The sequence below is a fragment of the Alloscardovia criceti DSM 17774 genome (assembly GCF_000376885.1).
Taxonomy (GTDB): domain Bacteria; phylum Actinomycetota; class Actinomycetes; order Actinomycetales; family Bifidobacteriaceae; genus Alloscardovia; species Alloscardovia criceti.
In genome coordinates, this window is sequence record NZ_AQXR01000010.1 from 221814 (window position 1) to 243835 (window position 22022).

A 22022-nucleotide genomic window follows, 5' to 3' on the forward strand; every position below is an offset into this window, starting at 1 on the left:
CGAGGGGTCGAACTTTGCTGTGCGCTAAGTGCGTGAAATACTACAGTCTCTGGGCTGTTAGGAGTTAAAAGCAATGGTGCATTTCACTCATGCACACACATGCTTGCGCACAACGCGCCTGCGTACGAAAAGCTCACACCGATGAAAGAACCGATGAAAGATATGTCACAATATAAGTCACTTTCAGCGAAAACTTCCACAGAACTTTTGTATTGCGATAGGATTGTATTTATGACATTTATGACTCTTTTTTCCGTGCAAAAGTATTCACGCATACGCACAATTGACGCGTTGAGTTCCGGAATTGACGTTCAATCACTGTCCATGACAGTTCCAGCTCGTTCTGATTTTTTCCGCCACGTCAATGGTGAATGGATAAACTCCTACGTTTTGCCGGATGATAAGGCACGCTTTGGTTCCTTCGATAAACTCAGCGAGGATGCTGAAGCACATATTCATGATATTTTGGAGAATTCTCCAGAAACATCACCCAAGTCTTCAGCACTCTATCGCTCGTTTATGGATACGAAGGCCATCGAGAAGGCAGGTATCAACCCCATCCGTGAGGATCTCAACCGTATTGACGAAGTAACCACAAAGCTTGGATTGACGCAGACTTTGGGCGTTCTCGACGCTACTGGCGGCCCTTCGCTCTTTTCACAAGCTGTATTTGCCAATCCTGGCGATCCCACGCATCATACGGTGCATATTTTCCAAGCTGGACTAGGTCTTCCGGACGAGGCGTATTATCGCGAAGAAAACCATAAGCCTGTCGTGGAAAAATACACGGACATGGTGGCACAGCTCCTCCACCTTGCGGGCTATGGCAAGGATGAGAAGCACAGCGCGCGCATGGCGCGTAAGTTTGTGGACGTGGAACGTCACATTGCATCACATCATTGGGATGTAGTCTCCTCTCGCGATAGTGATAAAACCTATAATCCTCGCAGTTTTGATCAGTTTGCCTCCTTACTCAATAATTTCAATCTGGAAGCATGGGTGGATGCGTGGCAAGAAACATACAATAATTCCGATTCTGCTCTCGAGCAGCCATTGTCCCTCCGCTCGGCATTAAGCCATGTCATTATTTATCAGCCTAGCTATGTCGAGGGCGTGGATCAGTTCTGGCATGCAGCGGATATCGAGGATTTGAAGCTGTGGGCTCGCGTGCATATTCTCATTCAGTGGGCCAGCTTCTTGCCCGAAGCATTCGAGCAAACCAAGTTTGATTTCTATGGCAAGGTTTTGCGCGGCACGCCTACTCAGCGTGACCGCTGGCGTAGAGCCGTAGGTCTCGTCGATGGCATTTCTGGCGAAGAAGTTGGTCAAGAGTACGTAAAGCGTTACTTCCCTGCCTCTTCCAAAGAACGCATGAGCGAGCTCGTAGATAATCTCATTAAGGCATACGAAGTCTCCATTTCATCCAGCGCATGGTTGGGTAAGGAAACCCAAGCGAAGGCTTTGGATAAGCTGTCCAAATTTACCCCAATGATCGGCTACCCAGACACATGGCGCAATTATGCTGCCTTGGATATCCGTAGCGAGTATAGCCTGATTCATAATTTGCGCAATGCAAGCTTGTATGAAACTGCGTATCAGCTCTCTAAGGCCGGTCAGCTTGTAGACAAGCGCGAGTGGCTGATGACACCTCAAACAGTGAATGCCTACTACGAACCGACTACGAATGTCATCGTATTTCCGGCGGCCATTTTGCAGCCTCCTTTCTTCAACGCTCAAGCAGATGATGCGGCAAATTACGGTGGTATCGGTGCTGTTATTGGCCATGAAATCGGTCATGGATTCGATGACCAAGGTAGCAAGTATGACGGCGATGGCAATTTGAAGGACTGGTGGACCTCTCAGGATCGTCAAAGCTTCGAAAAACTGACGAGCGCGTTGATTGACCAGTACAATCAGTTCACGCCTCAATCCGTGGCACAAAAGTACAAGGATGAGGGCAAGGAAGATCAGATGCCACACGTCAACGGCGCCTTTACCATTGGTGAAAACATTGGCGACCTCGGTGGTGTCAACATTTCCTTAAAGGCCTATGCGTTGTCGCTGGGTGCACAGGATGACTCTGCAGAGAGTATGAATGCAGCCCTAGCTTCTGCACCTGTTATCGATGGTTTTACAGGTTTGCAGCGCTTCTTCCTGTCCTACGCTTCTATCTGGCGTAGCGTGAACCGCGTGGAGTTAGCAGAGCAGTATCTGCAAATCGATCCACACTCGCCAGCAGAATTCAGAGTCAATGGCATTGTGCGCAATGTCGACAGCTTCTACACCGCTTTCGACATTCAGCCGCAAGATCCTATGTACTTAGATCCTCAGCAGCGCGTACATATTTGGTAAGCCTCAGTATCTGTGAGTTTATCCCTCGGCTTTCACGGTCGAGGGATTTTCATGTTCTGATGGTCGGTTTACATCTCCTCCACTGCAGGATTTTCGGACATGGTCTGCTCTGAGTCTTGTGATAATTGCGCATCCGATGGTGTAGAATCGCCGGTCGTACTCGTTTGTGATGATGAGGAAGAAGCCGTCTCATCTTTGCTGAAAGCGCTACGGCCCATGCTGAGGTCGTGCCCGATGCTGATGGCTTCCACCGTGGGAAGATTATGCGTGACGCCGTCTTTTTCCCAGGAATCGATAGTCAGCGTGCCGACGACGATGACGGGATCGCCTACAGAAAGCGAGTGCAACGCATTCTGTGCGAGAGAGCGGAAGGCTTTGACCTGCACCCATGTGGTGTCAGCAGACTTCCATTGATTGTCTTTGGTACTGAAATAGCGCCGCGTAGAGCCCACTCGGAAATTGCAAACCGGGGTTTCAGAATTTTTATTCCACTGACGCGGGGCTGTGCCTACATATCCAGAAATTACAACCTGTGCTGTGTGTGTCATCTTTATCCTTACTCGTGGAGTGGTGTGGTAGTGTTTTTATTCTTCCAAAATCGACTACACAACAGGAAACGAAAACGCGGTTGTGAACGAATGTGGATAACACGCCACAGGTAAAAATTGTCTGTGAGGTACCCCAGAAATTGGGCATAGAAAAAGGAGCCGCACATGCGACTCCTTCATCGACCGAAAAGCTTTTACATCAAAGCCTTTACACTGTTTTTCAGAAGCTCTGCAGCCTCAGCAATTGGCACAATCTGAGTATCCGAACCATCGCGATGACGGATTTCGATTGTTCCATTTGCCACGGTATCGCGACCCGATACGGCAATCAAAGGCATACCCAGCAGCTCGGAATCCTTGAACTTAATGCCCGGAGATACCTTTGGACGGTCGTCGTAAATCACCTCAATGCCCATTTCAGCCAGCTGCTCCACCAGCTTTTCTGCGGTGTCGAAGGCCATCTGATCGCGGCCCGTTGCAATGACGTGCACCTGGGCTGGAGCCACTTCTGCAGGCCACATTAAGCCGTTTTCATCATTGTGGTATTCCGCAATGCAGCTCATGACACGAGACACACCAATGCCGTAGGATCCCATCCATACAGGCACGGCCTTACCGTTTTCGTTCAACACATTCAGGCCCAAAGCCTCAGAATACTTCAATCCCAGCTGGAAGACCTGTCCGATTTCTACACCTCGCTCGAGGCTCAAAGGTCCCGATCCGTCTGGGCTCATATCGCCTGAGCGTACTTCCACAGCTTCCACAAAACCATCGGCTTCGAAGTCTCGTCCGTACACGGCATGGAAAACGTGCGTTTCTGGCTTGTCCGCACCGGTAATCCACTCCGATCCGCGCGCAATATGTGCATCGAGCAAATACTTAATGCGGCTCTTGCCCTCCTCATCCGTGTTTTGAGGTCCCAAAACACCCGGCCCGATGTAGCCCTTGACCAGTTCAGGGAACTTCGCCAAATCCTCCGGAGTAGCTTCCTCAATTTCGGCCGGTGTGAAGCTGGCTTCCAAACGCTTCATATCCACCTGACGGTCACCTGGCACTCCGATGGCCACGATTTCACGCTCACCCGTTGGATGCATGACGGCAATCATGAGATTCTTCAACGTATCCGAAGCCTCATAAGTGCGACCATCCGTGCGTGGATGCAACGCATTTGCCTGATCCACCAAGCTTTCGATGGTTGGAGAGTCCGGCGTTGGCAAAGCCACCATGTCTTCGGTTTCGCTGAAATCAATATCCTCAGGCTTGACGGTGGTCAACGCCTCCACATTCCACGAGGTACCAGAAGGCGCAAGCGCGAAAGTATCCTCACCGATAGGCAAAGGAGCCAAGAATTCCTCGGATGCAAAGCCGCCCATTGGACCAGACATGGCGTGAACCATAACGTAATCCACCTTGAGACGCTTAAAAATGCGCTCATAAGCATCGCGCTGGATTTCGTAGGACTTCTTCAAATCCTCTTCGCTCATATCGAAGGAGTATGCATCCTGCATAATGAATTCGCGGCCACGAATCATACCGGCACGAGGACGGAACTCATCACGATACTTGGATTCAATCTGATACAAGGTTACAGGCAAGTCCTTGTACGAGGAGTACATGTCCTTCACCATCAAAGTAAACATTTCCTCAGCCGTTGGCACGAGCAAATATTCCGCATCATGTCGATCCTTGACACGGAAAATATTGTCGCCGTATTCTTCCCAGCGATGAGTGGCCTCATAAGGATCTTTCGGAAGCAGCACAGGGAAATCGACTTCTTGAGCACCCGTAACGGCTAATTCTTCACGAATAACATTTTCAATCTTGCGCAGAACCTTCAAACCCAAAGGTAGCCAAGAATACAAGCCTGGCCCCACTTTGCGGATATAGCCTGCGCGGATAAGCAATTTTGCAGAGGTAACATCTGCATCAGCTGGATCATCACGCAAGGTGCGCAAAAACAGCTGTGACATACGTAAAACTTGTGAGCTCATAAATCCCAAGATTATTAGCGCTACCCGACTTTGAGAAGGAGACTCGAGCCGCGCTTCAGTGCCGCGCTTTAGAGCCAGAACCTCATATAAAGTTCTTTAGAACAAGGCTCCCTGTGCAAACTCGTCATCCACACCGTCTGCACCCATTTCCTGCAGCTGCACCGCTTCCAGCACACTCGGTAAACCGTCTTTCTCCAGTATCCGCGCAGTTGTCGCCGATTCTATGCGCAACTGGCCGTCTAAACTGACGGCGAGCGGAGAAACCAAAAACGCCTTTTCATTCAAACCGGTCAGATACAAGCCCTCCAAACCCTGCACACGTGACATGGCCACATACCCCATGCCTGAGGCGAAGGTCCGGCTCAAATCCATCACAGCCCTATCCAAGGTCATGCCCTGAGATTTATGTATCGTAATCCCCCACGCACACCGCAACGGCACCTGCGTCACAGCCGCTAAAACCACATCCGCATCCGTAATTTCCCAGCGTTGCGGCTCCATCGTCACCGTATTACCATTGTCAAATTCGACAATCGGCCAGCCGCCCTTGTTTTCGGCAGTAAAAGACACCACCCGCCCCAGAGAACCATTGACAAACTGCTTATCGGTATCATTGCGCACGGCCATCACGCTTGCACCCACCTTGAGCACAAGATTTTCCGGCGCTAGCATGCTCTTTTTCAGTCGCTCCACGAGCTGTTTGTTCCCCACAGCGCTCGCCTCAAAGTTATGCTCGACATTATCAATCAACGCTAAACGCTTGCGATTCAAAGCATCGGCCTGTGCATTCGTAGGGAAAAGATGCGTCACAACCTCCGTATTGTTGGGCTGCACGCCCATGCGCGAAGCTATGACGTTGAAGTCATTCTGACTGACCTCTCCGTGACGTATCGAGGTGAGCACGCTGAGCAGCTGCCCATCATCTTGACGGTGCTGCTCGGTTAAATAGCACGCGATGGGCTGCAAGGCTTCCCATGCAAAGGATTCGGTGATGAAACCTTCCATGTTTTTGCCTTGCGCAGCATAGCGCGCATGCATACGCAGGGTTTCCTCACTCAGACCGAGCAGATCAGAATTTCTGGAGGACACAGACACCGGCGGCAGTTGGAAAAAGTCCCCCGACAGTACCACCTGCATGCCCCCAAAAGGCAAATTATTTTTGCGCGCACGTCTGCAAATCTCATCCACGAGATCGAAAAGCCACGCATGAATCATAGAAACCTCATCGATAACGAGGATATCCGTTTTGACAAGAGCCTTTTTACGGCGCATCAGAATGTTTTTCATGCGCTGCTCATTGAGATACGTAAAAACACCCACACCACTGTAGGAATGGATGGTTTGACCATTAATATGCGTGGACGCGATGCCTGTAGACGCCGTCACCGCTACTGTTTTGCCCTTTTTACGCGCCTGCTGGATAAATTCATTGAGCACGTAGGTTTTTCCGGCACCCGGCGCACCTGTGAGGTACACCGATGCGCCGGAAGACAGAATTTCTAAGGCTTGTGACTGGAGCATGAAGAGGTGCCGCTTGTTTCGCTGGTAACTGAGCCGATAGGATGCGTTTTAATAATCTGCTTTTTCAGGCGTGCTTTCGCTCGTTAAAGCATTGCCTTCTTCTTCGTAGGTGCGCAAAAGGCTTGTTTTTTCAATCAATTCTGCGCCCTGCTGAGCCGCCCGTGCGGAAGGAAAGTCTTTTACAAACATCATTTCACGGTAATAGCGCAGTTCGTCAATAGACTCGATAATATCTGCGAGCGCGCGATGTCCGCCGTGCTTGGCTGGCTTATTTTCGTACACAGCTGGATACCAGCGACGGCTGAGTTCCTTTAGCGTGCTGACGTCGATAATGCGGTAGTGAAGATTGCTCATCAAGTGTGGCATGAATTTATCGAGGAATTTCTTATCTGAATGAATGGAATTTCCTGCCAAATGTGCCTTTCCGGCGCCTGGAGCAGGCAGGAATTTCTGTACGTACTCGATGACTTGCTTTTCCGCCTCTTCCAAGCTCAGACCCTTGTCCCACTCCTCGATGAGACCGGAGCTGGTGTGCATATTGCGCACAAAATCGTTCATATGGTCGATGGCCGCTTGGCTTGGCTTGATGACCAAGTCGATGCCTTCATCCAAGACTTTCATATTGAAATCTGTAGGAACAACGGATACCTCGCATAGTTCGTCTGCTTCGATATCTAATCCTGTCATTTCACAATCGATCCAAATCATGCGTGATTCTTCTGCGCTTAATGACATTTCCTGAGCCATTATTCCTCCCGATAACACTCGTGTGTAGGGCAATCCACACACATTTATGCTCTTTAGATTACTCGCATGCATGAATAGGCATCCGAAACAGCGCCGCGTGTGCATAGGAACACATATACTTGTTTTTGTAAAGTAAATGCAACTTAATGGAGAGTGCAATGTCCACAGAAACTACAACAGATAATGCAAACCTCTGGTGGCAAAATGCCGTGGTTTATCAAATTTATCCGCGTTCATTTGCTGATACGACCGGCAATGGTTTAGGCGATATTCCGGGCATTACCGCGCATATGGATTATTTGGGCGAACTGGGTATCGATGCAATTTGGCTTTCGCCTTTCTATCCTTCCGCCTTGGCAGATGGCGGATATGATGTAGATGATTACCGCAATGTTGATCCTCGCCTGGGCACCATGAATGATTTCGACGACATGGTCGCGGCCGCTCACCAGCACGGTATCAAAGTAATCGTGGACATCGTACCTAATCACAGCTCCAATCGTCACGAGTATTTCAAGGCTGCCCTGAAGGCTGGCAAGGGCTCTCCTGAACGCGATCGTTATATCTTCCGCGATGGCCGTGGCGAGCATGGCGAACTGCCTCCAAACGATTGGGAGTCCATTTTTGGCGGTTCCGCATGGGAGCAGGTCGAGGATGGTCAGTGGTATTTGCATATGTTTGCGCCGGAACAGCCAGATTGGAATTGGGATAATCCAGATGTCCATGAGGAATTTATCACCACCTTGCGTTTCTGGTGCGATCATGGCACGGACGGCTTCCGCGTGGATGTGGCGCATGCGTTGAAGAAGGATATGAATTCCCCAGAGCTCGATGAGGTCTCCCCACGCGATAGTGCAGACCGTACCGACGGCTCTCATCCGTTGTTTGACCGCGATGAAGTGCATGAGATTTACCACGAATGGCGCAAGGTCTTCAATGAGTACAATCCTCCACGCTTCGCCGTGGCCGAGGCGTGGGTCAATCCAGAGCGTCAGTATCTGTATGCCAGCCCGGATGATTTGGGACAGATTTTCAACTTTGCCTTCGCGACCAAGCTCTGGGCGCGCAATAATTTCCACGAGGCCATCGAAGCAGGTCTGGAAACGACCGAACGTTCCGGCTCCACGGCCACCTGGGTGTTGAGCAATCACGATTTGATCCGCCATGCTACCCGATTTGCCCTGCCACAGATTCCTGCACCAAATCAGCATCAAATCGCGGTGGACTGGGTACTGCGCGATGGCGGAACCTATGAAGAAAAGCGCGAATTGGGCACCAAGCGATCTCGCGCAGCGTTGCTCTTGGAAATGGCTTTGCCGGGCTCCGCATACGTCTATCAGGGCGAAGAATTGGGCCTTTTCGAGGTGGCAGATATCCCATGGGATGAACTGGAAGATCCAAGCGCATTCTCCAGTGAAAATGCAGGAAAAACCAAGGGACGCGACGGCTGCCGCGTGCCACTGCCATGGGTGGGCGCAGACGAGAAGGGCTCTTTCGGCTTCTCCCCGGAGAATGCCAGCGAAAAGCCTCATCTTCCTCAGCCAGCGTGGTTCAAGGACTTTGCTGCCGACGTGGAGGCCGCCGATGAAGATTCCATGCTGAATTTGTATCGTACGGCGTTGAAGCTGCGTCACGAGCTGCAGGCTAGCGATCACCGCGTCGAATGGCTAGACGAGGATCAGGAAAGCGACGTCTTGGACGGAGCAGATGGCAACCCAGGCGGCGTTATCGCCTACAAGCGCTCCAACGGGTGGGCAAATGTGACGAACTTCTCTGAAACTCCAGCCGAACTACCGGAGGGTAAGGTCGTTCTCACCTCTGGTCCGCTCACAGCTGATGGCAAACTGCCACAGGACACTTCTGCGTGGATTACGTTAGACTAGTCACTAGTCGTGAAGACATTCAATTCTTAAGGAGAAAAATATGCAGGCAATTATGCACACCACTCAGGGTGATATTACTTTGAACCTCTTCCCTGAAGATGCTCCTGTAACCGTAGAAAACTTCGTGGGTCTCGCCACTGGTGACAAGGAATGGACCGACCCCCTGACCGGCGAAAAGTCCCATGATCCTTTCTATAACGGACTTATTTTCCATCGCGTTATCAAGGATTTCATGATCCAGGGTGGCTGCCCTCTCGGCACGGGTACCGGCGGTCCAGGATATAACTTTGACGACGAAATCAACCAGCACAGCTTCTCCGAGCCTTATAAACTCGCCATGGCCAATGCGGGTCGCCGTCCAAATCCGTTTACAGGCAAGCTCTCTGGCACGAACGGTTCTCAGTTCTTCATCACTACAGTGCCAACCACCTGGTTGGATGGCAAGCACACCATTTTTGGTGAAGTAGCCGATGATGAGTCTAAGAAGGTTGTGGATGCTATCAACGAGGTTGCTACAGATGCTCGTGACAATCCTCTCGAGCCTGTCATGATTGAAAGCATTGACATCATCCAGTAAGGCTGAATACAGCTCTTCTTATAATTCCGGGTGTGTGTTCCACCGTCAGATCACACCCGGAATTTTTCTTATCTGCACATACCACACAGAACAACACATAACAATAGGGTCGTAACCGTTTCCGATTACGACCCTTGAACGTCCTACGACTGCGGAATTTACCCGCGATTTACTCGTGGAATCCAGAGTAGTTTGGCGCTTCCTTCGTCATCACGATGTCGTGAGGATGAGATTCGCGTAAAGCAGCATCCGTGATACGGATGAACTTGCCCTTTTCCTGCAATTCCGGAATGGTGCGAGAACCGGTGTAGAACATGGACTGGTGCAAACCGCCCACCAATTCATACAGCACGTAGTTCAGTGGTCCGCGGTAAGGCACTTCGCCTTCTACGCCTTCTGGTACGACCTTGTCGTTGCTCGTCACATCTGCCTGGAAGTAACGATCCTTAGAGTAGCTCTTCTTTCCACGAGGAGCCATAGCACCCATGGAGCCCATGCCACGATAAACCTTGTACTGCTTACCGTGAAGCAAAACGGTTTCGCCTGGAGCCTCTTCAGTTCCAGCCAGCAAACCACCCAACATAACGGTGGAAGCACCGGCCACCAAAGCCTTAGCGATATCACCAGAGTAATGAATACCACCATCAGCGACGACTGGGATGCCGGCTGCGTGAGCTGCCAAAGATGCCTCATAAACTGCGGTCAACTGTGGCACACCCACACCTGCCACCACGCGCGTGGTGCAGATGGAGCCTGGACCTACGCCCACCTTCACAGCGTCTACGCCTGCATCGATCAATGCCTGAGCGCCTTCACGTGTGGCGATATTTCCGCCGATAATGTCGATATTCTTAAATGCAGAGTCGGACTTCAAGCGCTTGATCATGTCCAGCATAAGCTTTGCATGACCGTGTGCAGTATCTACTACGAGCACATCTACGCCCGCTTCAGCCAAAGCGGTGCAACGCTGCCAAGCATCCCCGAAGAAACCTACAGCTGCTGCTACGCGCAAACGACCCTCATCGTCCTTAGTAGCATCTGGATACTGCTCCGTCTTGACAAAGTCCTTCACCGTAATCAAACCGCTGAGCTTGCCTTCAGCGTCAATCAAAGGCAGCTTTTCCACCTTGTGCTGAGCCAGCAGCTTGTGCGCATCTTCCTTAGAAATATTTGAAGGACCTGTGATCAGCCCGTCGCTGGTCATCACGTCCTTCACCTTTAAGGTATCGAATTCGTTTGGATCTACAAAACGCATATCGCGGTTTGTGACAATTCCGAGCAAACGATCATCATGATCGACTACTGGCAAACCGGAAACATGATACTGTGCACACAGCTTGTCCAAGTCGGTCAGGCTTGCTTCAGGATTGACTGTTACAGGATTAGAAATCATGCCAGACTCAGAGCGCTTCACGGTATCTACCTGATTGGCCTGGTCTTCGATACTGAGATTGCGATGAATAACGCCGATACCGCCGTTGCGTGCCATGGCAATAGCCATTTCCGCTTCGGTGACGGTGTCCATTGCAGCGGACAAAACCGGCGACTTCATGGTGATATTACGTGTTAATTGAGTAGTGGTGTCGACTTCAGATGGGATAACATCTGTTTCGTTAGGAAGAAGCAATACGTCATCATAGGCGAGACCCAGCTTCTCGAATGGATTAGGGAGTGGTTTATATGTTTCTTGAGCCATAGCACTACTGTATGCATCAGATACGACTTTGGAGACATGTTTTGTGTGTCTTCCTCGTTCAGCACAATTCGCTGAGAGCTATCGGGAATCTTACTATAAAATGCGTGCACGAGCGCTGATAATGACGTTCTTCATCGTGCACACAATGACGGTAAATACAAGCGTGAAACAAAACATGCCTAAGTTGTATGGCACAAAGGCCAGCATCAGAGCGCCAATAACGATAACCAGCGCAATTTTAACGCCCCACAATTGCATCATGCCCATGGTGTACGTGCTACTTGTGAGACCAATTTTATCGAGAATAACGGTAATCACCGCATTCGTCTCGCTAAAGAGCAGAGCTAAAATCCATGCCATAAGTGCCGAGATAACGCCCGTCCATTGTGCATAAAAATATCCTGCACACAGGCTGAGCACGAGCATGAGTCCATCTACGATAGCGCTCACCCACCATGTACGCTCAAATGCGGCACCAATAGTAAAACGGTTTTGTGATGCCTTAGTGCTCATGCTTCTCCTTCGCTGCCGTGGCAGGATGATCCGCTGTCACAGTGTGATCGTCTTGTTGCAGATTTGCCTGGTCATTGTGGCGGTCTTGAGCCAAAGACTGAGCGCGTTCCTGCTTTTCTTGACGTATTTGCACAAAACGCGTGCGATAGTACGGGAAAAGCGTAATTACGGTTAAAATCGCCGCGGCGATGAGGAATCCTGAAAACACGTATCGCATTCTAAAGAACAGCAATAACACGGACGAGAAGGAGATCAGCGCCGCCCACGCCCATAAAATTGCGACAGCCGTGCGCACAGAATGACCGATTCTGAGCATGCGGTGATGCAAATGCATACGATCCGGATGCATAGGTGACAAACCTTTGCTGACTCTACGCACGATGGCTAAAATCATATCCAGTACTGGCAAAAAGAGCACTAAAATCGGCAGCAAAATCGGGATAAATGCCGGCAAATACACATTCACATGATGTGCATTGGGATCTAAACGCCCGGTCATGACGATGGATGCGCAGGTGACCATATAGCCCAACAGCATGGAGCCCGAGTCTCCCATAAAAATGCTGGCCGGATGCCAATTATGAAGCAAGAAGCCCACGCATACGCCCACGATGACCACATCGATGATGATAGCCACGGAGGCAAAATTCGCCGTCGATCGCGCCAACATATATGAGTACACGGCAAAGGCAATGCCGCCGATGGCTACGATGCCCGAGGCCAAACCGTCCAATCCATCCACGAAATTCACGGCATTGATGGACGCCACCAGCAAAAATGCCGAAATCGCAATCGACCAGCTCGTGGATACGGAGAACAGATTCCCCAACGGCAACGACACAATTTGCACGCCGCCCCACGATACGAGGAGCGAGATAATGAGCTGACCGGACATTTTCAACATCCAGTCCAAATCCCACAAATCATCGGCTACGCCGACTAAACAAATGAGAATGGCACCGCCCAGCACGACCCATAATTGCTGGGATTCGATAAACAGATTGTCCACCCACGGCGTTCTACTCGCAAAAATAAAAGATACGAGGATACCCGCCAGCATCGCCACACCGCCGATGCGCGGGGTAGGCACGGTATGCACGTCACGTGCGCGTACTTCACCCACCGCACCAATTCGAAAAGCGAGTTGGCGAATAACAGGAGTCATCAACCAGGTGACCACTCCTGCTATCGCAGCGATAAAAATATACACTCTCATATTGTCTCTATGCTAACACAGCGAAAATTTGCTCTGCCGGTATGACGCCCTCGCGTAAGATAGCGGGCACCCCCTTGGCAAAATCCCACGCCACTACGGTGCTCGCCACCGGTCCGGGAGTGGGGCCGCCATCCAAATACAAGGCTACGGAATCTCCCAGCTGCGCGTAGGCATCCTGTGCCGTGGACACCGAGCTGTGTCCGCTGAGGTTCGCACTGGATGCGGCCAAAGCGCCCGTGCGGGCCAAAATCCGCAAACTGACGTCATTATCGGGCAAACGCACGGCTTGAGTAAGGCTGCCATCTACTTCGTGACGCACGGTTTGAAGGGGGCGTTGAGCCACCTGAGCATCCACGTGTGCAATAATGCTTAAAGCGCCAGGCATAAAGGCTTTTTCTACCGGCTTGAGCGGTTCCGGGATGCGCACACCAAATTCCTGAGTATCTGCCATATGAGAGGCCAGAATTTGTACGGTTTTTTCTTGAGGACGGTGCTTGACCGCGAAAATTTCTTTCACGGCCTGCGCATGCGTAGGATCGGCGACAATTCCGTACACAGTATCCGTGGGGATGACCACGACTTGACCCGCTTGTATCAACTCCACCGCTAGCTCGAGGCTTTCGTCGTTTACGGGCTGGATACCATACTTCTGTGTCATTTTTGCCTTATTTCTTTGAGGTTGAGGCGTGCGTGGCCCCGTGTTTTTCCACGTTCAAGCATGCCACGATAGAGGTATATTCAGCGATAATTTATAGCCCATATGTCATAACAAGCAGGCGAATGCCCGCGCAGGCCCACAAAAGCACGGGGTAACTCCACCACAGCAGCCATTGATTAAAGAGTGGGTTTCCCCATAGTCCCTGCGCCTTTTTCTGGCGCACGCGTGAAGGTTTTGCGCCGCGTTGAATGAGCCATACACCCAAAACAGGTGTAACACCGCTTATCAGTGCCGCTAAGATGACAAGCAATTGCCTATAAACGGTAATTTTCTTCCATCTCCAGACAAAATGTGGCGGAATCACTGTCCATGCGAAGCTCATAACGACAAGCCCCACGGGCGTTCTCAACGCTACTGCCCACACTACGGCTGCTGTAAACACGAGAATTTGCAAGCCATAACGAGAGGGCGGATCTACTCTGTTTAACCCATGCCACACGCTAAAGCCGATGAGAGAAATCACTAACGCCCACACCGGGTTTTGTGAGGAAAGATTCCACCATTGCCCTGTGCTCGCATAGTCAAATGGTGCTTCACAGAGGGCGGCAAGCACAGTAAGCGCCACGATGTATTGCAGGAGCAACACTTGGAAATGCTCGCCCACCTGCTCTATCCTGCGCACGCGAATACTGACAAACCATGCCACCAGTGGTACGGCGGTATAGGACAAAATGTTTAACCCCAGTGACACAGACCAGCGGATGTCATACTCCCGGAAATCTGTACTATTCGGATCGGGGGCAACCATGGCAGCAACCAGCGAAAGTACGGCACACACAAGAATCCACACTACGAGACTACGGCGCGCAAGTCCTTTTCTTCTCATAGCTCCAGAATACTGGGTTTATGGCGGCTTAGAAACATGAATGGCTCCACTCATTCTTAAAATGAAGAAAAATCGAATACGCTGGTTCTCACGATTCCCTTAGGATTCAAGGATTTCACCATTGCACATTCGTGCTCACTTTCCTATCGACGAGCAGTTGTCGATCTCAGGACAATGCGTGTAGGCATAACTTCATGGACGTGTTTCGTCTTATCATCGAGCAGTTGAAGCGCAATCTCTATCGCACGTATACCCAATGCGCGTGGATCTTGGTGGACGGTGGACAAATCAATTGCGGAAGCGATGCGATCATCATCAAAGCCCAGCACAGAGAACTCCTCAGGCACACGAAGATTCACACTTCTTAATCCTCGCACGATGCGCACCGCCAAATCATCATCCTCCACACACAATGCAGTGGGCACAGAGCTGAGCAACTGAATTCTCTCTACCGTAGCTGAAACATCGTTATCGCTATGCAGTACCGGACACCGGTTGATATCCAAACCGTTATCTTTTATCGCTTGAATAAAACCGTTTTCTCGTACAGCTGTCGTATTGGTAAAACGCGATCCTGAGGTACGTCCCACATACGCAATCTCTGTATGTCCAAGCTCCATAAGTTTTTTTACTGCAGCCTGCATTGCTGACATGTCATCAATTCCGACAGATGAGTCGAATTCTGTGCCATCTGGTGTATCTACCCCTATGCAAGGCATGCCCAAATGCGTTAATTCTTGAGTTTGTTCATCCGCAAGTTTGAAAGAAAGAACGATAATCGCATCTACATTTCCTCTTATGGGAAGCATCGAAAAGAAGTTCTGTAAATCATTTTCACTGCGCATGATAAAAGGGACAACCTCAAAATCATGCTTATCGGCTGATTTAAAGAGACCTTCTAAAACAGTTGCATTAAACCATGAATTGATACGAAAAGGTAAAAGAACCCCGATTCGCATCGTCCGGCCGGACGCTAGAGATGCTGCCGATTTAGATACACTAAATCGCAAATTTTTGGCCGCTTTGTATACTTTTTCTCGAGTATCAACGGCTACCGGTCCTGTGTCATTCAGTACTCTCGATACAGTTGCCTCAGAAACACCAGCCTCGACGGCAACGTCACGCATTGTTGCTCGTTTCACAATCTCTCCGTTTCTTCCGCTCTGAGCAGTTTCACATATTCACAGATAAACAAACGCATATGCGAGTCTAATTTATTCTCAGCATAGTAGCTCATAATATTTAACAATTATAAATGTCCTGATACGAATCAGGCCGCTTCATCGTTATGCATTGTGTTTTACGCACGCACGATAAAACGGCCTGATATCAACAACATCTCTGCTCATTTCAGCAGGAACAACTTATTTCCCTTCATGAACGAAGTAAACTGAAACAGCAGAAATTGCCATGAATACGGCACCTAATATCATCATGGATGAAGTATTGCCTCCAAATGCTGGCACAAGGAATAATCCGGCTATAGAACCAACAATTTGCGGCAAGCACACAAATATATTAAAGGCACCCATGTAAGCACCTACGTTTTCCTTCAAAGCCGTAGCCAGCATATTGAATGGAAGCGTGTTAATGCAGAAATTTCCAAAACCATAGAGCACAAATGCCGCTAAAGCAATCCACTTATTCCCTGTTGTAGCTACAAGAACAATAGCTACAACATCAGCAGCTAGACCGAATGCGTACCAATGATGACGATGTTTTTCTGAAGACTTAGAATATGCCCAGCCAAACGCGAGAGCAGCCAATGAAAGCACTGCTGTCATAACGCCATACCAGTTACCCGCTGCTTGGTATCCTTCGGAAGATGGATCAGGAGAATTCCAAATGTTCACGGCCATGGTATTTGTGGCATATGTCCATGTATACATAATCCCAATCCACGAGAAGAATTGGACTACAGACAGCTCCCAGAATGAACGAGGGGCATTTTTAAAGAGTTCTACCCAATTCGTCTTTTTCTGGGCATTCTTTCGTATATCAACACCATGGTATTTGGCGTAAGTTTCCGGATCATACTCCTTGGTTTTAAATCCTGAGAATAAGGAAGAGACTACAAGGACAATTGCAGCAATAATGAATGACCATACGACAGATGGTGGCACTACACCTTTTTCTGCGGTGTTTGGAACGCCTAACCACGTAAGGATATAAGGGAGCAACGAAGCCAGAATTCCTCCAATATATGCAAAGATTTCGGACCAAGCAAAGGCAAAATTCCTCTGTTTATCATTGACCATATCGCCAATAATCATGCGAAATGGTGCCATCGAAATATTTGAAAAACAGTCCATCAAAGCGATAGCAATGATCATGTAAACGAGCGCAAATAACGATCCATAGCCAAAGCCAAACGACCCCGAGAATGGCAACAATACAAGCACCAGTGCAGCTATAGGACCTCCAATTATGAGGTATGGCATACGCCTTCCCCACTTATTCCACGTGGCGTCAGACCATTTTCCAATTAATGGTTGAACAATCATACCGAGCAACGGAGGCACGATAAAGAACCAACCGAGCTGGTTCGGATCAGCGCCAATAGTCTGAGCAATTCGGCTCATATTCGCGCCCTGCAAGGAGAATGCCATATTAACTCCAAGGAATCCTAGAGTCATAATGTATATCACCTTTTTTTGCAGGGTAGGCAGCAACTCGCCGCCCTTATCTTGTACCTGATTTTCTTCCATGGTAGTGAACCTTTCTATCCTTTTTTCTCATACTCTTTCTTCTTCTTTGAAGGGGAAACCCACAAATTTTTTGGAGCAGAGAACAAAAAATGTCTGTTAATATCTCCGCAAATCGAGAATGTTTATTCCCTAGGATTGCTTTGAAAATTTGTAAACTTTAGCCTCGTAAGGTTGCAAGCTTCCGCGCTGACCTTCGTCATAATTACCAATGAGAATCTGCGCATCCTCGGGAACGTTCATCCTCAGTTCATAATTGTGCGAGACAGTGTTTGCGGCCCAATTGGCGAGCACAAGTAGCACCTCATCCTCAAAAGTCCTGGTATATGCAAAAATGTTGGAATCCTCAGTGTTCCCCTCAACCAACTCATATTTTCCATGCGTAATAATTGGCTCGTTATGACGCAACGCAATGAGTTTTTGGTAATAAAAGAAAATAGAATGTGAATCTGCTAAAGATTCCTCAACATTGATGTGGTCAAATGCGGGATTGACTTTTAGCCATGGCGTTCCCGTAGTAAAACCACTTTGTTTTTCAGAATTCCATTGCATAGGCGTGCGCGCATTATCCCGGGAATGCAAGGAAATATATCGCATCATCGTAGTCTTATCTATTATTTTTTGATTTTCCACGAATTGACGATACGGATTGATGGAATCAAGATCATTGTAATCATGAATATCGGTGAAATATGCATTGGTCATACCAATTTCTTCGCCCTGATATATGTACGGAGTACCTTGCATCATATGCAGTACAGTGGCAAGCATTTTTGCGCTGGCCTTACGATATTCTTCACTCGTATCGTTGCCAAATCGCGAGACTACACGGGGCTGATCATGGTTGTTCCAATACAAAGAATTCCATGCCTTACCCTCTAATCCATACTGCCATTTCGTAAGATTTGCTCGTATATCTTCAAGCTTTGCCTTACCGTCATACCATCGGCCGAACGTTGGGTCTGGATTAGAATCTAGTCCCATGTGTTCGAATTGGAAAACCATATTCAGTTCTGAGTTATCCAAATTTGCGTACTGTTCTGCCTCTTGTGTTGTGACGCCTGGGGTCTCCCCAACAGTAATCATGCGATGCTTACTCATCACATTCTCATTCATTTCACGGAGGAATTCATGAATTCTTGGACCATTTGCAACGAATTTTTCTGGGTTTGCATATTCATCATGGTCACGAATTTCACCATCAGGCAACTCGTGTGGCTTTGAAATATATGAAATCACATCCATACGGAAACCATCTACACCCCTTTGAGCCCACCAATTCATCATGGCATAAACATTCTGACGAACCCTGGGGTTTTCCCAGTTGAGATCTGGCTGCTCTTTCGCAAAGAGGTGGAGATAATATTGTTTGGAATCCTCATCGTATTCCCACGCCTGGGTAGCAAAAAACGATCCCCAATTATTTGGAGGAACAGGGTTTCCCTTGTCATCAAAGCGAGCATCGCGCCAAATATAATAGTCACGATAAGAACCCTCTTTGTCTGAACATGACTTTTTAAACCATTCATGCTGATCTGAGGTATGATTCACGACTAGATCCATCATGATATGAATGCCAAGGTCATGGGCTTTGCTAACCAACTCATCAAAGTCCTCTAAAGTTCCAAAATCTGGATTAATCGATTGATAATCCGAAATATCATAACCGTTATCGACTTGTGGTGATTCATATATAGGCGATAGCCAAATCACATCAATGCCCAATGTATTGAGGTACTCAAGCCGGTTGATTATTCCTCGAAGGTCACCGATGCCGTCGCCATTCGAATCCTGGAACGATTTTGGATATATTTGGTAAACAACCGCATTATTCCACCAATGATTATTTTGCATTATTGTCCTTTCATTCGTAAATGTAAGCACTGGTAATGTAAGCGCTTACATTCATGGCATATAAATATGCTTTTGATTAATGACTTCCCTATTCAAAAGTTCCGTCCGCAGGCACAACACCCGTCTCCGCCTTGTAATTGTCCCACTCTTCTGTCCAATTTTTCGTGATAACCGTTTGGACCCGTGCCCATGTATCTGTACCTTGAACATACTCAATCAGCGCCGAAACAAGGTCATCATGCCACTGAGTCCCTGGAACAGTAGGAGAATATGGACTTTTCTTCCCCTGCACTTCGTAGCTTTGAGCCGCTAATATGAGAGGATTCTTCGGCTGATACTCCTGCGTAAAAGTAGTAAAAGGCGCTGCCAAACCCATGTCTTGTGAAATGGCTTCCCGACCTTCATCCGAGGTCAGAATCCATTTAATAAAGTCAAGACTTGCTTGTTGATCTTTCTCCGAAGCGTTCTTATTTATCGCCCAATTTGCATCATATATAGAGAAAGGACCATAGTCTTCTTCGCCTGGAATCCCCATATAATAAGGCAGAAGTCCCAAATCATCATCAGAAACCGAATTCCCTTGTATATCCGTATAACTCCACGTTCCATTGGTATAAAATGCAACTTCCCCTCGAGCAAATTGAGTGGTGGAATCGTCATACGACACCGAACTCAACATCGTTTTTTGTTGAGTTGGAGAATACTTTACCTGTAAATCAAATAAATTCTTATACTCGTCTAGATATGTGCCTTTTAACTGAGTACTAAAATGAACGTTCCGATCTTTGAATTCGTAAAACATCGGCACACGAATCATATGCCCAGCAAACCGATAATCATTGGACGCATCAAGCCCTGGAGAAGCCCAAACACCTGACAAACCGAGTTCTTGAGCATGTTCACTCATGGATTGAGTAACCTTCACCAGCGTCTGATAACTGTTTAACTCTTCGAGGCTATGTATAACAGCATAATCATGATTCATGTACTCACGTAGTATTTTTTTATTATAAATAATTCCGTACCATTCACCCGCGTATGGCAAGGTATATGCATTCCCATCCTGCATATAAGCATTTTCCTTACCCTCTTGCGTGAGAAGCTGATAGATTTCAGTATCCTGAAGAGGACGCATGTACTTCATAAAACGTACAAATTGATCATAGCCAGCAATATTAAACATCGTAGGTGCGCTACTCTTGGCTAGTTCAGCAACAAGAGATTGATTATTCGTGCCAGAAGCAGCCGTACGGACAACGACCTCTACTCCTGTCAACTCTGTGTATGTGCGAGCAAGTTCCTCGAGCTGGTCAACGATTTCCGCTTTTGAATTGAGAAAGTATACTCTGCCTTTGTCAGAACTAACACCAGAAGGAGTTGCACCGCAACCAACCATCAGCCCGATGCTGACGAGCATAATGAGCATGACAGTAAGCAAACGCATCGGAACACTGAAAATTATGTTTCTACGTGCACTGCGCATAATCAACCACAACTCTTTCTTCCATCAAATTTCACTATCTTCTTTGAGTAGCTCTATTAGTATATGTAAGCGCTTACATAATTGCAAGAGACAGCGTGGCGCAATATTACATCATTAACTTACATAGAAAAATGCTTCTAGAAATGGTAAATCTAGAAGCATTTGTGAAAGCAGGCGTACGCTGCCCCTACCTCAACTCATCCAGCACGGTCAGCGCCGCATTCGCATAGAAGTTCGCTGTGGTTTCTATAGCACCATCGAAAGCCACAAATTCCGGACTATGCCAGTCATGATGCCCCTCGGTCCCATTGGAACCAATAAAGCCAAAGACTAGAGGAACTTTCAAACTGTACTCGGCAAAATCCTCCCCCGCCATACTTGGGTGAATCGGCTGCACATCCGCATAGGAAGCCGTCTGTTGCGCCACAACTGTGCTAAGTTTTTCATCGCATTGCAGTGGAATCTGGATGTTGTCCCAAACCACATCCGCCTCAATGCCATAGGCCTGTGCCGTGGACTGTACATGAGCCGCAAAGCGCTTGCGTGCCAACACTTCATCCGCTGGATCAAAGAAGCGCAAGGTTCCTTGGAAACCGGCCTCTGCCGGCACCACATTCCACACATGTCCGCCGTGTACCTCCGTAATGGACAACACTACGGCATGAAATGGCGAAATATTGCGGCTGACGATGCTTTGAAGAGACAAAATCATGCTGGCGAGCGCTTCCAAAGGTCCCGTGCCCATATGTGGATATCCGGCGTGTGTGCCTTGTGCGTGGAGCTTCACCGCGAATTTCACACATCCCGCCATCATGGCTTCCGTGCCGACGGCAATCTGGCCGACCTTATAATCCGGATTGTTATGTGTACCGATGATGGCCTGCGCTTCGTTCAAAACACCGGCATCCAAAATGGCGCGCGCACCTTCGCCAGTTTCCTCCGAAGGTTGGAAAACCAGCAGAATGCTACCCTGAATGCTGTCTCGATGCTCATTCAGCCACTTGGCAGCCGCAAGCAGACCCGTCATGTGAATGTCGTGGCCACAGCCGTGCATACGACCTGCGTTTTCGGAAGCATATGCCAGCCCTGTTTGTTCCACGATTGGTAAACCATCGATGTCAGCGCGCAACGCCACCTGAGGCCCCGGATGCGCACCCTGGATAAGGCCCACCACAGCCGTATCCAAGCTGCACTCTTGCACAGGAATGCCCCACCCAGACAGTGTTTGTGTGATAAATTCACTGGTCTGGTATTCATGGAAGCCTAATTCAGGATGTGCATGAAACCAGTGACGCATCTCGATAAACTCTGGATCAATCTGAATCTGAGCCGTCACTTCGGCTGCCTCTTTTCTTGCTCAATTTTCGGAGTTTTGTTTTTCTGCATATTTTC

At 48.7% G+C, this 22022-nt stretch carries 17 protein-coding genes; 3 read left to right on the forward strand and 14 right to left on the reverse strand.

The window, feature by feature from the left end:
* Nucleotides 1–231 precede the first annotated feature (231 nt).
* Entirely contained in the window at nt 232–2352 is a 2121-nt protein-coding gene (locus D570_RS0104345; RefSeq protein WP_018143179.1) for a M13 family metallopeptidase, read from the forward strand.
* 68 nt (nt 2353–2420) lie between these two features.
* Here the strand turns inward: D570_RS0104345 and D570_RS08485 are convergent, their stop codons facing one another.
* The 4 genes from D570_RS08485 to orn form a co-directional block, all read right to left on the reverse strand.
* Nucleotides 2421–2900 carry a single-stranded DNA-binding protein gene (locus D570_RS08485; protein WP_018143180.1) on the reverse strand — a complete coding sequence of 160 codons (480 nt, stop codon included), beginning with the start codon at nt 2898–2900 and terminating at the stop codon, nt 2421–2423.
* A gap of 194 nt (nt 2901–3094) precedes the next feature.
* Entirely contained in the window at nt 3095–4891 is a 1797-nt protein-coding gene (locus tag D570_RS0104355; RefSeq protein ID WP_026181875.1) for a proline--tRNA ligase, read from the reverse strand.
* Nucleotides 4892–4987: 96 nt separating this feature from the next.
* Nucleotides 4988–6412 carry a PIF1 family DEAD/DEAH box helicase gene (locus D570_RS0104360; protein WP_018143182.1) on the reverse strand — a complete coding sequence of 475 codons (1425 nt, stop codon included), beginning with the start codon at nt 6410–6412 and terminating at the stop codon, nt 4988–4990.
* A 48-nt stretch (nt 6413–6460) separates the two neighbouring features.
* Entirely contained in the window at nt 6461–7159 is a 699-nt protein-coding gene (orn, locus tag D570_RS0104365; protein ID WP_018143183.1) for an oligoribonuclease, read from the reverse strand.
* Between the two features lie 158 nt (nt 7160–7317).
* Between orn and D570_RS0104370 the strand changes: the two genes are divergently transcribed.
* Nucleotides 7318–9042 (forward strand): glycoside hydrolase family 13 protein, encoded by a 1725-nt coding sequence (locus tag D570_RS0104370; protein ID WP_018143184.1) that lies wholly within the window; start codon nt 7318–7320, stop codon nt 9040–9042.
* A 40-nt stretch (nt 9043–9082) separates the two neighbouring features.
* Nucleotides 9083–9619, forward strand: a complete 537-nt coding sequence (locus D570_RS0104375) for a peptidylprolyl isomerase (RefSeq protein WP_018143185.1) — start codon at nt 9083–9085, stop codon at nt 9617–9619.
* Nucleotides 9620–9788: 169 nt separating this feature from the next.
* Here D570_RS0104375 and guaB read toward each other — a convergent pair whose 3' ends face one another.
* The 10 genes from guaB to D570_RS0104425 form a co-directional block, all read right to left on the reverse strand.
* Nucleotides 9789–11315, reverse strand: coding sequence for an IMP dehydrogenase (guaB, locus tag D570_RS0104380; RefSeq protein ID WP_018143186.1), 1527 nt, complete (start codon nt 11313–11315; stop codon nt 9789–9791).
* A 93-nt stretch (nt 11316–11408) separates the two neighbouring features.
* Nucleotides 11409–11828: a hypothetical protein gene (locus tag D570_RS0104385; RefSeq protein WP_018143187.1), complete on the reverse strand. Its 420-nt coding sequence runs from the start codon at nt 11826–11828 to the stop codon at nt 11409–11411.
* Nucleotides 11818–13044 carry a glycosyltransferase family 4 protein gene (locus D570_RS0104390; protein ID WP_018143188.1) on the reverse strand — a complete coding sequence of 409 codons (1227 nt, stop codon included), beginning with the start codon at nt 13042–13044 and terminating at the stop codon, nt 11818–11820. Before D570_RS0104390 ends, D570_RS0104385 begins: the two co-directional genes overlap by 11 nt.
* Nucleotides 13045–13051: 7 nt before the next feature.
* Nucleotides 13052–13702 carry an L-threonylcarbamoyladenylate synthase gene (locus tag D570_RS0104395; RefSeq protein ID WP_018143189.1) on the reverse strand — a complete coding sequence of 217 codons (651 nt, stop codon included), beginning with the start codon at nt 13700–13702 and terminating at the stop codon, nt 13052–13054.
* A gap of 91 nt (nt 13703–13793) precedes the next feature.
* On the reverse strand, nt 13794–14588 hold the full coding sequence (locus tag D570_RS0104400) for a hypothetical protein (RefSeq protein ID WP_026181876.1): 795 nt from the start codon (nt 14586–14588) through the stop codon (nt 13794–13796).
* A gap of 143 nt (nt 14589–14731) precedes the next feature.
* Entirely contained in the window at nt 14732–15730 is a 999-nt protein-coding gene (locus tag D570_RS0104405) for a LacI family DNA-binding transcriptional regulator (RefSeq protein ID WP_026181877.1), read from the reverse strand.
* Nucleotides 15731–15952: 222 nt separating this feature from the next.
* Nucleotides 15953–17296, reverse strand: a complete 1344-nt coding sequence (locus D570_RS0104410; protein WP_018143192.1) for an SLC45 family MFS transporter — start codon at nt 17294–17296, stop codon at nt 15953–15955.
* Nucleotides 17297–17425: 129 nt separating this feature from the next.
* Nucleotides 17426–19147: a glycoside hydrolase family 13 protein gene (locus tag D570_RS0104415; RefSeq protein WP_018143193.1), complete on the reverse strand. Its 1722-nt coding sequence runs from the start codon at nt 19145–19147 to the stop codon at nt 17426–17428.
* Nucleotides 19148–19235: 88 nt separating this feature from the next.
* Complete coding sequence (locus D570_RS0104420; RefSeq protein ID WP_033377041.1) at nt 19236–20591, reverse strand: ABC transporter substrate-binding protein; 1356 nt, start codon at nt 20589–20591, stop codon at nt 19236–19238.
* 226 nt (nt 20592–20817) lie between these two features.
* The gene (locus D570_RS0104425) at nt 20818–21966 is read right to left on the reverse strand and encodes a M20 metallopeptidase family protein (RefSeq protein ID WP_018143195.1); all 1149 of its coding nucleotides are present in this window, start codon (nt 21964–21966) and stop codon (nt 20818–20820) included.
* Nucleotides 21967–22022: the final 56 nt, after the last annotated feature.

Bases quoted from the DNA above. Each gene is read 5' to 3' on its own strand.
- D570_RS0104345 (WP_018143179.1), top strand. From the start codon at position 232: ATGACATTTATGACTCTTTTTTCCGTGCAAAAGTATTCACGCATACGC.
- D570_RS08485 (WP_018143180.1), bottom strand. From the start codon at position 2,900: ATGACACACACAGCACAGGTTGTAATTTCTGGATATGTAGGCACAGCC.
- D570_RS0104355 (WP_026181875.1), bottom strand. From the start codon at position 4,891: ATGAGCTCACAAGTTTTACGTATGTCACAGCTGTTTTTGCGCACCTTG.
- D570_RS0104360 (WP_018143182.1), bottom strand. From the start codon at position 6,412: ATGCTCCAGTCACAAGCCTTAGAAATTCTGTCTTCCGGCGCATCGGTG.
- orn (WP_018143183.1), bottom strand. From the start codon at position 7,159: ATGGCTCAGGAAATGTCATTAAGCGCAGAAGAATCACGCATGATTTGG.
- D570_RS0104370 (WP_018143184.1), top strand. From the start codon at position 7,318: ATGTCCACAGAAACTACAACAGATAATGCAAACCTCTGGTGGCAAAAT.
- D570_RS0104375 (WP_018143185.1), top strand. From the start codon at position 9,083: ATGCAGGCAATTATGCACACCACTCAGGGTGATATTACTTTGAACCTC.
- guaB (WP_018143186.1), bottom strand. From the start codon at position 11,315: ATGGCTCAAGAAACATATAAACCACTCCCTAATCCATTCGAGAAGCTG.
- D570_RS0104385 (WP_018143187.1), bottom strand. From the start codon at position 11,828: ATGAGCACTAAGGCATCACAAAACCGTTTTACTATTGGTGCCGCATTT.
- D570_RS0104390 (WP_018143188.1), bottom strand. From the start codon at position 13,044: ATGAGAGTGTATATTTTTATCGCTGCGATAGCAGGAGTGGTCACCTGG.
- D570_RS0104395 (WP_018143189.1), bottom strand. From the start codon at position 13,702: ATGACACAGAAGTATGGTATCCAGCCCGTAAACGACGAAAGCCTCGAG.
- D570_RS0104400 (WP_026181876.1), bottom strand. From the start codon at position 14,588: ATGAGAAGAAAAGGACTTGCGCGCCGTAGTCTCGTAGTGTGGATTCTT.
- D570_RS0104410 (WP_018143192.1), bottom strand. From the start codon at position 17,296: ATGGAAGAAAATCAGGTACAAGATAAGGGCGGCGAGTTGCTGCCTACC.
- D570_RS0104415 (WP_018143193.1), bottom strand. From the start codon at position 19,147: ATGCAAAATAATCATTGGTGGAATAATGCGGTTGTTTACCAAATATAT.
- D570_RS0104420 (WP_033377041.1), bottom strand. From the start codon at position 20,591: ATGCGTTTGCTTACTGTCATGCTCATTATGCTCGTCAGCATCGGGCTG.